At 41.9% G+C, this 13,835-nt stretch carries 9 protein-coding genes; 4 read left to right on the top strand and 5 right to left on the bottom strand.

Annotated elements, in window-relative coordinates; translation table 11 throughout:
- Positions 1 to 98 precede the first annotated feature (98 nt).
- The 3 genes from plsB to SC428_RS13305 all read left to right on the top strand — a co-directional run bounded on the left by plsB (position 99) and on the right by SC428_RS13305 (position 6,084).
- Positions 99 to 2,579 (top strand): glycerol-3-phosphate 1-O-acyltransferase PlsB, encoded by a 2,481-nt coding sequence (gene plsB / locus SC428_RS13315; RefSeq protein WP_318708003.1) that lies wholly within the window; start codon positions 99 to 101, stop codon positions 2,577 to 2,579.
- A gap of 612 nt (positions 2,580 to 3,191) precedes the next feature.
- The gene (locus tag SC428_RS13310; protein WP_318708001.1) at positions 3,192 to 5,288 is read left to right on the top strand and encodes an inverse autotransporter beta domain-containing protein; all 2,097 of its coding nucleotides are present in this window, start codon (positions 3,192 to 3,194) and stop codon (positions 5,286 to 5,288) included.
- A gap of 43 nt (positions 5,289 to 5,331) precedes the next feature.
- On the top strand, positions 5,332 to 6,084 hold the full coding sequence (locus SC428_RS13305) for a ZirU family protein (RefSeq protein ID WP_318707999.1): 753 nt from the start codon (positions 5,332 to 5,334) through the stop codon (positions 6,082 to 6,084).
- Between the two features lie 319 nt (positions 6,085 to 6,403).
- Here SC428_RS13305 and ubiA read toward each other — a convergent pair whose 3' ends face one another.
- The 3 genes from ubiA to pgi all read right to left on the bottom strand — a co-directional run bounded on the left by ubiA (position 6,404) and on the right by pgi (position 9,838).
- A complete protein-coding gene (gene ubiA, locus SC428_RS13300; RefSeq protein ID WP_283126804.1) occupies positions 6,404 to 7,258 on the bottom strand; it encodes a 4-hydroxybenzoate octaprenyltransferase in 855 nt (284 codons plus the stop codon).
- A gap of 32 nt (positions 7,259 to 7,290) precedes the next feature.
- Positions 7,291 to 7,797: a chorismate lyase gene (gene ubiC, locus SC428_RS13295; RefSeq protein ID WP_140178767.1), complete on the bottom strand. Its 507-nt coding sequence runs from the start codon at positions 7,795 to 7,797 to the stop codon at positions 7,291 to 7,293.
- A 394-nt stretch (positions 7,798 to 8,191) separates the two neighbouring features.
- Positions 8,192 to 9,838, bottom strand: a complete 1,647-nt coding sequence (gene pgi / locus SC428_RS13290; RefSeq protein WP_070925791.1) for a glucose-6-phosphate isomerase — start codon at positions 9,836 to 9,838, stop codon at positions 8,192 to 8,194.
- 382 nt (positions 9,839 to 10,220) lie between these two features.
- Here pgi and lysC point away from each other — a divergent pair, with 382 nt between their 5' ends.
- Positions 10,221 to 11,597 (top strand): lysine-sensitive aspartokinase 3, encoded by a 1,377-nt coding sequence (gene lysC / locus SC428_RS13285; protein WP_070925793.1) that lies wholly within the window; start codon positions 10,221 to 10,223, stop codon positions 11,595 to 11,597.
- A 44-nt stretch (positions 11,598 to 11,641) separates the two neighbouring features.
- Here the strand turns inward: lysC and SC428_RS13280 are convergent, their stop codons facing one another.
- Together SC428_RS13280 and SC428_RS13275 are read right to left on the bottom strand one after the other, a co-directional pair.
- Positions 11,642 to 13,135: an SEL1-like repeat protein gene (locus SC428_RS13280; RefSeq protein ID WP_257644729.1), complete on the bottom strand. Its 1,494-nt coding sequence runs from the start codon at positions 13,133 to 13,135 to the stop codon at positions 11,642 to 11,644.
- Between the two features lie 98 nt (positions 13,136 to 13,233).
- Entirely contained in the window at positions 13,234 to 13,821 is a 588-nt protein-coding gene (locus tag SC428_RS13275; RefSeq protein WP_070925795.1) for a hypothetical protein, read from the bottom strand.
- Positions 13,822 to 13,835: the final 14 nt, after the last annotated feature.

Below are 13,835 nucleotides of genomic sequence, written 5' to 3'. Positions count from 1 at the left end.
ATCATTTTTTGCGGTCAAAGTTAACTGTCAGTAACAGATTTACCCGTTGATTTCTGGTATGCTTACAAAGCATTGTTAACAAGAGGCTATAATCATTTATGTCACTATGGCGTAAAATATATTACAACACGTTGAATTTACCACTTAAATTACTGGTAAAGAGTAAATTAATTCCAACGGACCCAATTTCAGAGCTTGAGCTGGACACGACTCGGCCCACATTATATGTGCTGCCTTACCATTCAAAATCTGACCTTTTAACATTACGTCACCAATGCTTATCTATCGGCTTGCCTGATCCTTTAGTCGATAATGACATCAACGGGACTAAATTACCTGCTTACGTCTTTATTGATGATGGCCCGCGGGTCTTTCGCTACTACTCCCCAGATCCGCGTAAAGAGTCGGTAAAAATATTTCATGCCTACCTAGACTTACATCGCAGTAATCCGAATCTCGACATTCAGCTATTGCCTGCGTCTGTCATGTTTGGTCGTGCTCCTGGGCGTGAACGTGAAGGGCATACTCCTGCACCGCCATTACGTTTGCTCAATGGTATTCAAAAATTCTTCGCCGTCATCTGGCTTGGGCGAGACAGCTTTGTGCGATTTTCACCGATTGTCTCGATGGGATTAATGGCACAAGAGCATGGTACAGATACCATTATCGCGAATAAATTGGCACGTGTTGCACGCATTCATTACTCACGCCAACGTCTTGCGGCTGTCGGCCCCAAACTTCCTGTACGCCAAGAGCTATTCAATAAATTATTGACCTCAAAAGCAATTGAAAAAGCGGTTGAAGACGAAGCTCGCAGCAAAAAAATACCATTGAAAAAAGCCCAGCAAAATGCTGTGAGTATGATGGAAGAAATTGCGGCTAACTTTTCTTATGAAGCTGTACGATTGACTGATCGAGTACTTGGTTGGACGTGGAACCGTTTATATCAAGGGATCAACGTTCAGCACGCAGAGCGCGTACGCCAATTAGCACAAGATGGCCATGAAATCGTTTATGTCCCTTCCCATCGTAGCCATATGGACTACCTACTGCTTTCATATGTTCTCTACCATCAAGGGCTGGTTCCACCGCATATTGCAGCGGGTATTAACTTAAATTTCTGGCCTGCTGGGCCGATTTTCCGCCGTCTTGGTGCATTCTTTATTCGCCGAACGTTTAAAGGAAATAAGCTCTATTCAACTGTTTTTCGCGAATACCTGAGTGAATTGTTTGCACGTGGTTACTCGATTGAATATTTTGTCGAAGGTGGTCGCTCCCGTACTGGTCGTTTGCTTGAACCTAAAACAGGGACATTATCGATGACCTTGCAAGCCATGCTACGTGGAGACTCTCGTCCTATCACCATAGTGCCAATTTATATTGGCTATGAGCACGTTATGGAAGTGGGAACCTACGCCAAAGAGTTACGTGGCGCAGAAAAAGAAAAAGAAGGCTTTTTCTCAATGATCCGTGGCCTACGTAAATTACGTAACTTAGGTCAAGGCTATGTGAACTTTGGTCAACCGATATCGCTCACCCAATATTTAACTAAGCACGTGCCTCATTGGCGTGATTCCATTGACCCTATTGAGCCACAGCGTCCAAGTTGGTTAAACCCTGTTGTCAGTGGTTTGGCTGATAACATTATGGTCAATATCAATAATGCAGCAGCAGCAAATGCAATTAACCTTTGCTCAACCGCATTACTCGCTTCACGTCAACGCTCATTAACACGTGAACAATTAATTGAGCAAGTTGAATGCTATCTACAATTATTGCGTAATGCGCCTTATACCGCAGATGCTACCACGCCAAATAAAACGGCTGAGCAACTGTTAGAGCACGCACTACAAATGGATAAATTCGAAGTTGAAAAAGACAGCATGGGGGATATCATTATTCTCCCTCGCGAAAATGCCGTTTTGATGACTTACTACCGTAACAATATCCATCACTTGCTGGTACTCCCCTCACTTATTGCCAGTATTCTGCTGCACAATGAACGTATCAGCCGACAAGAGATCCATTATCAGGTTGGGCAAATTTACCCATTCCTCAAAGCTGAGCTGTTTATGCGTTATAACAGTGAGTCGCTAACTGAAGTGGTTGACACTTTGATAGATGAACTAACCAGTCAAAAGTTAGTCTGTCTAAAAGAAGACGATATAGTGGTATTAAATCCACGCCGTATCCGCCCATTACAGCTATTAGCCGCCGGGGTTCGCGAAACCTTGCAGCGTTATGCCATCACATTATCTCTGCTCAATGCGAGTCCTGAAATTAGCCGTAATACATTAGAGAAAGAGAGCCGCATGTTAGCTCAGCGTCTTTCTGTATTGCATGGCATCAACGCGCCTGAGTTTTTTGATAAAGCCGTATTCTCAACACTAGTAGAAACATTACGCGAAGAAGGCTATATCGATAATGATGATAATGATATTTTCACGGCAAATGCGAAAAAACTGTACGCAGTGATTGCTCGCTTAATGTCACCAGAAATACGTTTAACCATCGAAAGCGTTAGCCAGCCAGAAGAGCGCGCTGCGGAAAAAGAGAGCGAGAAATCAAAACAAGGCTAGCGATTGGAGTATAAAGAAATAAAACGGGGCATAATGCGATTCATATTCCCCTTATAAATAAAGCCCCCGCGTTAAAACGTGGGGGGTTTTAATCATCAAAGCTAACATTACCGGTATCATTTTCTTCTTTCCACATCAGATATTAATTGCACAAATAAATGAGTAATTCAAAATACAATCAGCGGAGTTAACAACATGTCGCTTAAAGTATAGCGAATATAAAAAGATTTTATTAATTCATAGTAAATCAATCGTCCTTAATTAATTCCGACATTGATTACTTTTTATTTAATCGAAACCAGTTAGTTTTTATTATTAATCTCAATATATAAATTATATTCACCGCAAAATATCAGTATGGATTCAGATATCTCCGCCTCTAACAAAAAAAATAATACTATTATATAACAGTAAGTTATCTGTAAAGCCCAATATCTATCTAGCTCATTAGATTATTATTATTTATCTCCTTGTAACCTTCAGCTATCGTTGTTATTTAAATAGTTTGATAACAGACCTATCTGAGTAAAGTAATTAGTATTTATTACCCAGTTATTAGTAATGGAAATATACCCATTACGGAGACATCACCTTAACGAAAGGGATAGATACATGACTTTTGGTATTAACTATTACAGTCTCAAATCATCTCAGGTACATTTATTATTGCCAATGTTACTGTTGGTATCCATCATACCGACCAATTCAGTATTTGCTGCGAAATTTGTGGATGGAGTGGAAGTAAAGTCTTACGCCTTACGAACGGGTGAAACTGTTGACAGTGTTGCTCATCAGTATAATTTGACGCTGAAGGAACTGAAAACGCTAAATCAAACTCGCAAGTTCACTCGCCCATTTGAAACGTTATCCGCAGGGGATGAAATTGATGTTCCGAGCCCCCCTCCGACAAAAACAAGAGTCAAAAATACAACTGGAACAAATTTAGCTGATAAACCAGATCATAAAATACAGGACTGGTTATCTCGTCGTGCCCCTAGCTTTTTCGACGCAATAAACACACAAAGTGCCGAAAAATACCTTTCTAGACAAGCCCAAAATATAGCTATTACCAAAGCCTCATCAACAATAGAGAACTGGTTGAACCAATATGGTACGGCACAAATAGGAGTACAACAAACAAATAAGCTATCACAAAGCGCCATATCAGCAGATATACTGTTACCGATGTATCAAAGCCCAGATTGGTTACTATTTACCCAGTTCGGTGGTCGTAACTTTGATGACCGCACAACCTTGAACTTGGGTAGCGGGATCCGTCGCTTCAGTGATCCATGGATGTATGGTGTAAACACCTTCTACGATATCGATATTACGGGTCACAACCGTCGGATCGGCATCGGGGCAGAGTTGTGGTCCGACTATCTACATTTCTCTGCCAATGGATATCTACGGCTCAACAATTGGCATCAATCGCGAGATTTTGACGACTACGACGAACGCCCCGCCAACGGATTTGATATCACCGCCAGTAGCTGGTTACCCGCTTACCCTCAACTCGGAGCTAAACTAAAATACGAACAGTATTTCGGGAATGAAGTCGCACTGAAAGACAATGATATTCGCAGTCAAGCTCCAAAAGCAATGACGGTTGGAGTGAACTACACACCTTTCCCATTGATTATCCTCGGGGCTGATTGGCGTAAAGAAAAGGGAGTCAATGAGCTACAACTTGAAGCGCAGCTTACCTATTCATTAGGTGTGCCTTGGAATGAGCAAGTGTCATCTGTATCAGTAGCAAGCCTACGCACACTACCGAGTAACCGAATGGCATTGGTTGAACGCAATAACAACATTGTACTCGAATACCGCAAGCAAGAGCTTATCAGCCTGATGCTACCACAAGAAGTCCGTGGTCGAGGCGCTAGCCAGCAGTTAGTCAACATAATTTTGAAAGCAAAATACGCAGCTGAACGCGTAGAATGGGGATTACAGACAGAATTTTCATCCAAAGGAGGGAAAATCCTGTCTGTTGGTAAAAGCCTTACTGCTTGGCTGATCCATCTCCCTCCTTGGCAGGCAGGCACCACCAACACCTATACCCTGAGCGCCAGCGCATGGGATGAGAAGGGAAATTCGTCCCCACCTGCCTATATAAAGGTCATAGTGGATGCGGGGCTTTCTGCCCGCCATTCCCATTTAACCGTAGGCTCCGGTACGTTGAATCTAGATCAATCCGAGGTATTGATTCTGACAATACGAGATGAACAAAACGCACCAGTGACTGGGCTCGCTTCATCTATTCAATTACCGTTCACCTTCACGATACCAAAAGGCACATCATCTCTATCGCCTTCGCAAAGTGGCATTAAGTTAACTGAATTAAAAGAAACCGCACCCGGTGTGTACACCAGCACAGTAACAGCCGGAAAACTTCTCGGCACTCTCATTCTTAATCCACAGATAGATGGTATCCGTATCGCTTCAGCAACAGTCGAAGTGATAGCAGCCCCCATAGGGATACAAATATTTCGTAACGGTATTGCCATCGTAGGAAATCCAGTAGTAGGAGATCGCCTAACCGCCACGCCAGATTGCCAAATCAACTGTATTCTACCCACTTTCTGGCAATGGGAAGTCGAAACATCCCAAGGGTCAGGACGGTATCAAGCCATACGTGGCGCAACAACCACTACCTATATCGTCACAACAGACATGCAAAAGCGCAGATTGCGAGTAACGGCACAATAAATATGACCATAAAGCATTTAAAAAAATATAAGGTAAAAATAAGATGAACATGAACCAACAGCAAACCCAAATAATACGCAAAGGCAAACTATCGATCCTGTGTGTCAGTGTCGTTCTCAATCTGCTTGTCACTACACCAGCGCTAGCAGCCACTGTCTCGATTACCTCTCCTGCGACCCAACCAGTTATCGGACATGCGCCAGAGCTAAAAGGAGGTACAGTCAAAGCCAGTGATGATAACGGGGACGGAATATTAGGTCTGGGGGATTCTTTAAAAGCTTCAGACTTTATTTTCAGTGATGAAGATGGCGATAAGCAGACAAGCATCCTCTATGAATGGTATGAAGACGACAATATCATTAACGGCACGACTGGCGATACGCTGAAACTAACCGCGGCGTTGCTAGGTAAAACGATCACGGTCAAAGCGGTCGCAAGCACTGATCCCGCCATTACTGAGCCGTCAAAGAGCGTGTCTGTACCGGCAACAACCTACAGAGATATCAAAAATAACGCGATATCGGGAGGTAAAGGCATTACCACAATAGAAGGCAATATCGCCAAATCAGTGAGTATCTCAGGCATCTCAGGGACACAACCTTTAGTTGGCGAGAAGCTAAAAGCCAATACCGTTTGTTACGCGACCTGTGATAATAGTCTGGTTTATCAGTGGCAGATTGAAGATGCAGTGAGTTCTGGCAGATACACGAACATCATGAATGCAACCACATCAGAGTACACGATAAAAGGAACTGACCAGAAACGGAAAATTCAAGTCATCGTCTCTAACCCATAATCAGTATTACCGATAACAGAACTATCCCATTGTGGTGCTTTTTAATCATAAGCAACACCAGCGGCAGAGAATATTCATAAACTGAATGATAAGAGAGTGATTAATCTTTTTATGCGTTTAATAACTCAAATAACGGGGCTAATTATAGAAGGAGGAGTATCCACTTTTATGATGAAATCAATGCCATAATCTCCTTTTAAGAGCATGCATTGATGAGTAGAGTAAAATATGGTCAGAACCGTGAAGGAACAGAGGTAATTTGTACACCCTGTCACAAAAAATGACAAACCTCACGTTTTTAAACGTGAGGTCAGATTGCTTACCAATAACTTAAAAAAATCCCGATAAATAATATAAAACCAACATAATTATTATTCATAAAGGCTTTAAAACAAGGCGCGCGTTCTCTATTGACCATTAATTTTTGCTGATAAACAAACAATAATGCAGCGAGTAACAAACAAACATAATAAGTGATACCTAATTGGGCAAGTAAACCAATCGCTACCAGCAAACCAACCATCACGACTTGTAAAACCCCAATAATCAATTTGTCATACTGACCAAATAAAATCGCTGTTGATTTCACACCTATTTTTAAATCGTCATCACGATCAACCATCGCATACTGTGTGTCATAAATCACTGACCACAAGATATTAACTAAAAACAGTAACCAACAAACAAAGGGTAAGGACTCACTGACGGCCGAAAACCCCATGGGGATCGACCACCCAAAAGCAGCACCTAAAACCACTTGAGGTAAATTACTGACACGTTTAACAAATGGATAAATCCATGCGAGTGCCAGCCCTGCAATTGATAGCCAGATAGTCATTGCGTTCAGTGTCAGAACAAGCAAAAACGAAAGCCCTACGAGAGCGGCAAACAATATTTTTGCTTCTTTTTCGGTAACATCGCCACTTGGCAACGGTCGATGTTTTGTTCGCTCAACATGCCCATCAAAATGGCGATCAGCAAAATCATTTATCACACACCCTGCGGCGCGCATCAAAAACACGCCAGCAGTAAACACAATCAGGATGTGCAAACTGGGGATACTTTGAGCTGCAATCCATAGTGCCCAATAGGTTGGCCATAACAACAACAATGAGCCAATAGGCCTATCAATTCGCATCAAACGGCTGTAGGCATGCCATTTAGTTAGCGCCATACTTCCCTCCACTGTCGTGCTCCTTTTATTTTCTATATTTTATAAGCAGGTGATTCAGGTAAAAATAGTTCTGTTAATAATAATGGTTTTTCAGATAACCTTAATAGGGAGCGACGGATCCATCGCGAATTTTGCAACCCTATCTGGATATAATCACGGCTCAGATTATCATGACTGAACAGATAACGCCCTAATGGTATCGCGCCGATATCAACTAGCTGTTGGTCTTCGCCTGTGAGTGTTTCTTGCGGAATTAGCGTCCTTCCCAATAACCATGGAATATTATCACCGTACATAATCACTTCACGTAACCAATAATATTCACTGACAGGTAAACTCAGCGCCTCTTCTTCACTCAAAGCGTCCAAAGTTACGTAGCGTTGTGTATAAGGTATGACAGTAACCCGCTGGCAGTGCTGCTCTAGGCGTTTCGTCATTGACCCCTGCTCATACAACCAACTTAAAATATTATCAGGAACAAGGTCATCAGTCTCAGATAACCAAGTTATAGGGCGAGGGGCAAAAAGCGTTTCATCCATTACTTATAATTCCACCACCATATAGTGTGGTATTGCATCATATTGGTTCTTAACTATAAAGGATATCACGTTGTTTTGCTGCAAGGTTAAAGATAACTAACAATTTAGTTAAAAAGTCATAAATTCAACACAATTTGAAAACTAACCGTAATAAAATTTTTAATTACTAATAGGTTAGCGATAATACAAAAATCATTAATATTGAAATGATTAATAAACTACAGCCTACTGCATTGGTGTATTGGTAGTCGTTAAGGCTTTTGAAATAAACGAGGAAAATCAATTTATTGATTTTTGGCTGATAACACGAAGCGGGAAAAACCGCGCTTTTATCCCGCTTCGTCAGCAACTTCAGCCTACCCTATTGGTAGGCTGTCATGAATAACAAACTAGGTTAACGCCATGTTTTATAACAATTAATCAATCCATTTGTTGAGCTGTCATGACTATTCACCTCATCACGACTTTCTAATTCAGGTAAAATACGGCTAGCAAGCTGTTTACCTAGCTCAACACCCCACTGATCAAACGTGAAGATGTTCAGGATCGCGCCTTGAGTGAAGATTTTATGCTCATACATCGCAATCAATGCACCTAAAGAATAAGGTGTGATCTCTTTAAGTAAGATTGAGTTAGTTGGGCGGTTGCCTTCAAATACTTTATATGGTGCCACATACTCCATATCTGCTGGGTTTTTCCCCTGTGCTGCAAATTCTGCGTCAACCACTTCACGAGTCTTACCGAATGCTAACGCTTCTGTTTGCGCAAAGAAATTCGATAATAGCTTGTCGTGATGATCACCTAACGGGTTATGCGTTACTGCTGGTGCAATAAAATCACAAGGGATCATTTTTGTTCCCTGATGAATTAATTGATAGAAAGCATGCTGGCCATTCGTGCCCGGCTCTCCCCAAATAATCGGCCCTGTTTGATAAGGCACTTTATGACCATTACGATCGATATATTTACCGTTTGATTCCATATTCCCTTGTTGGAAATAAGCCGCAAAACGATGCATATATTGATCATATGGCAGAATCGCTTCAGTTTCCGATTCAAAAAAGTTGTTGTACCAAATGCCAATCAAACCTAGCAATACAGGAATGTTATTTTCAAAAGCCGTTTGTGTGAAGTGCTTATCCATTGCATGGGCACCTTCAAGCAGCTGCACAAAATTGTCATAACCGACTGAAAGAATGATGGATAAACCAATCGCCGACCACAATGAATAACGACCACCAACCCAGTCCCAAAACTCGAACATATTTGCGGTATCAATACCAAATTTCGCAACTTGTTCACTGTTTGTCGACAGCGCAACAAAATGTTTTGCAATGTGCTGTTCGTCTTTTGCCACTGCCAATAACCAATCACGAGCTGAGTGCGCGTTAGTCATAGTTTCTTGAGTGGTAAAGGTTTTTGATGCAATTAAAAACAACGTTGTTTCAGGGTTAAGCGGTTTGAGCGTTTCAGCTATTTGCGTTCCATCAACGTTGGAAACGAAATGCATATTCAAATGGTTTTTATAAGGGCGCAATGCTTCTGTAACCATGAATGGTCCCAAATCAGAGCCACCAATGCCAATATTCACCACATCCGTGATAGCTTTACCTGTATAACCTTTCCATTCACCGCTAATAATGCGCTCACTAAATTTGTGCATTTTTTCTAGCACAGCGTTGACATCTGGCATCACATCTTTGCCGTCGACATAAATCGGTGTGTTGTCACGATTACGTAATGCAATATGTAAAACAGCGCGATCTTCTGTGCGGTTAATTTTTTCGCCGCTGAACATGCTGTCGATAGCACTTTTCAGTTCAGTTTCCTGAGCCAATGCTAATAATTTATTCAGCGTTTCTTCAGTAATTCGGTTTTTGGAGTAGTCCACCAAAATTTGCCCATCAAATGTGGCAGAAAATTTGGTAAAGCGATTATTGTCTTGCTTAAACAGGTCACGCATATGGGTATCTTTCATTTGCGCAAAATGTTGTTCTAGCGCCCGCCATGCTGCCGTTTGGCTTGGATTAATACTTTTCATGGATAACACTCTCCAAAATATTTGTAATAAATATAAATTGTAACTCTTCGAGGCATCACGACCTATCAGTTTCCTGTGATAGTTAAGATATTGGTCAATTTTTTGTAATTTTTCCAGAGCTTATTACGACTCTACTCTAAATAATTCATGGTGCAGCTAGGCGACAGGCGAAGATAGACGGGGAGCATAGATAAACTATGTGACTCGGTGAGCGTAGCGTAGTCAACAACGCTGCGACTTGAAGTATAACGAGTATATCGGGAAAAACGATAATAAATGGCTCATCATTAAAATTACTGATTAACATCGATTCTTCATTGACGCCATTGCTCTAACCCGATATTTCTATATGCAAAATAGTTTGCCTAAAGGGATTGATATCATGAATGCAGTAGCGTCTTCGTCAGAAAATAGTCCATTCATTATCGCTAAATTTGGTGGCACCAGTGTGGCCAATTTTGATGCAATGAATAAAAGCGCTGACGTCGTTTTATCTAACAGCCATGTTCGCGTAGTGGTACTTTCCGCTTCAGCGGGGATCACCAATTTGTTAATTGAACTTGCCGAAGGCTGTGATACAGATAAACGTAATCAACTACTGCAAAAAGTACAAGATATTCAATATGCTATTATTGATAAGTTACAGTATGCCGATGTCATACGCGAAGAAATTGATCGTTTATTAGAAAATATCGCACATTTAGCGGATTCAGCATCACTTGCCACATCTGATGCTCTCACCGATGAAATGGTCAGCCACGGCGAGCTCATGTCAACCTTACTGTTTGTTGAAGTCCTCCGCCAGCGTGGTGCAAACTCACAGTGGTTTGACGTTCGTAAAGTCATGAAAACCGATGGTAGTTTTGGCAAAGCCGAACCTGATTTACTGCAATTGAAGGAAGCGGCACAGCTACAATTATTGCCACGTTTGCAAGATAGTTTAGTGATCACTCAAGGCTTTATTGGTCAGGACAGCAAAGGTCGTACCACCACGTTAGGCCGTGGAGGCAGTGACTATACCGCTGCATTACTGGCAGAAGTGCTCAATTTATCTCGTGTTGATATTTGGACCGATGTACCGGGTATCTACACCACCGACCCACGTGTGGTTCCCGCAGCTCAACGTATCGATGAAATTGCTTTTGATGAAGCCGCTGAAATGGCTACATTTGGCGCTAAAATTCTTCACCCAGCGACATTATTACCCGCTGTACGCGCAGGCATCCCTGTATTTGTCGGTTCAAGTAAAGATCCAGAGGCTGGTGGCACACTCGTTTGCGATAAAACAGTCAACGCCCCACAATTTAGAGCACTCGCATTACGTCGTAAACAAACCTTACTGACCTTGCATAGCCTAAAAATGCTCCATGCACGCGGCTTTTTGGCTGAAATATTTACCATATTATTACGCCATAATATTTCTGTTGATCTGATCACCACTTCCGAAGTGAGTGTTGCTCTAACATTGGATACAACGGGCTCTACAGGCACCAATGGTAGCCTATTGACCAATTCACTGATGACGGAACTTTCTGCATTATGTCGTGTGGAAGTCGAAGAAGATCTGGCTCTCGTGGCCATTATTGGTAATGAACTGTCGCAAGTGAATGGCTTAGGAAAACAAATTTTCGGCGCATTGGAATCATTTAATATTCGAATGATCAGCTATGGCGCAAGTAGCCATAATATCTGCTTATTAGTACCCGGTGCCGATGCAGAAGAAATTGTACGCACTCTCCATTCTAATTTATTTGAGTGATTGAAGATAATAAGGCGGCTAGCATGATAAGCCGCCATTTTTGACTATTTTTTTATTAATTTTTGCACATTATCGGTATATTTCAGCATTGATGCTGTCACACCTTGATGCTCTTGCAGTAACTTCAAATTGGCGATTGCGGCACTATTACCCGCTTTTGCTGCACGCTCGAACCACATCATGGCACGGAAAATATTTTTCTCACCGCCAAGTCCTGTTGCATACATCACCGCAAGGTTATTTTGTGCATCACTCACATCTTTAAATGCCGATTGCTGTAGCAATTCACGGGCTTTCTGCTCGTTTTGTTGCACTCCAGTCCCCGTTAAATAAAACAGAGCCAGTTGGTTTTTAGATTGCACATCACTCTTTTCAGAGGCAAGTAACCAGCTCACCACTTTTTGGCTGTCAACATCCGATAATTGGCCTGCAAGATAGAGCTCGGCCAATTTTATTTGTGCTTCAGGAATACCATCGTCTGCCATACTCATATACCATTCGATGGCTTTATTATGATCGGCTTTAACGCCACCGAGTCCTTGCTCATAAAACTCAGCAACCTTCATGGCGGCAGGTGCTGAGCCATTATCAGCGCCTTGTCGATACCAATCAAAAGCGCTGACCAAATCCTTACCTATTCCGTTCCCTTTTTCATAACCCCTACCCATGGCAAACTGCGCATCTGAATTACCTTGCAGAGCCGCTCGTTTGTACCAATAAATGGCTTGATAGTCGTTTTTTTCAATTAAACGGTGGCCTTCATAATAAAAGTCCCCCATATTATTTTGCGCAGTGGCGGAGCCCATATTGGCAGCTTGGCGATACAGATTAATGGCCCTTTCTTCATCTTGTTCTACACCTTCGCCATTTTCATACAATACCGCTAAATTATTTACCGCCGAAGCAACACCTTGTTGGGCACTTTCTTCATACCACTCTCTCGCTTTTTTATAATCGACATCACCGCCAAGCCCATCATGGTAAAACATACCCAATGCAAATTGCCCGTAGGATTGTCCTTGTTCAGCCGCTTCAGAGTACCATGCCTTTGCTTGCTTATAGTCTTGCTTAACACCTAAACCGCGCTCGTATAAAAAGCCTAACCCGTATTGGCAATACGCATCGCCTTGTTCTGCACCTTGACGGTACCAACGCGCAGCTTCTTCATATTTCTGCTGATTTTGCGCTAACAGACCTAAATAATAATCACCATCGGTGTTACCAATATCAGATGCCTTTTTAAACCAAGTAAATGCTTTTGTTGAGTCTACAGGAAGGTAATCAGTACCATCCATATACACTAGCCCGATATCGAGCATAGCATCAACATCGCCTGATTCAGCTTCTTTTAGTCTATTAATGAATTCTTCTGGAAGATTATTTTGCGGTGCGGTAAGGGAGGCTGGCGACTGTTGCTTTTCTTTTACAGAGAGCATCTCTGTTGTGTCTGCTTGCGCAAAAGCTGCGTTACCTAAACAAAGCAACAGCATTAAAGATCGTAAATTCATCAGTTCAGTCCATTCACCGGCATTATGCATATAACATAACATTCCTTATGAAAAAGGATAAGTGATTAAGACATAAAATATAGAATAGCAATATTATCTGGGGAAATAATTCCCCAGATAAATGTTCCCTAATTCACTCGATAGCCACCATGCTTACTCGCGAATAGGTTAAATTTCCCCCACTCTACTAGCATCGCTTCTAAAGTTTCATGGCTAACTTTACACAAGTCAGCAATTTGCGATACGACAAATTGGTTCTCTCCAACCAGCTCAGGTGAAAAAATTTCAGCTATCCAACCGCATTCTTTCACTGTCACTAACCAGCCATCGTTAGTCGCAAATTTATGTACAGGTATCATGCCTTCTTTCGGGCTTTCCTTCGCCAACAGTTTATCTTCATCACGTTGTGCTTGATGGAAGGCATCGATCTCTTCTTTAGAAGGAATAAGATCAATAGATTGTGGGTTTTCTAAGTAAAGATAGATCTCTTCAGCACGTGCTGGCGTGAGTTCACTGCGCAACCAAATCTTGTTAAAACAATGATCATCGAGCATATCATCCGTATCCAATTTATCCATGATTTGCAAAATGCTCATCATGGCACTGACGAAATCTTCACTCATGAAAAAAGTTTCAGGTGCAGCGCTGTTTTGGATCTTGTAGGGATAAACTGCCGTCGCCGGCAGAGTATCTTCAATAATAAATTCATAGCTCATTGTTCACAGTCTCT

Origin of the sequence: Providencia sp. 2023EL-00965, from assembly GCF_033550225.1 — a bacterium.
GTDB classification, from domain to species: Bacteria; Pseudomonadota; Gammaproteobacteria; order Enterobacterales; family Enterobacteriaceae; genus Providencia; species Providencia manganoxydans.
Note: the sequence above shows the minus strand (reverse complement) of the source record. Positions and strands in the feature narration are given on the sequence as shown.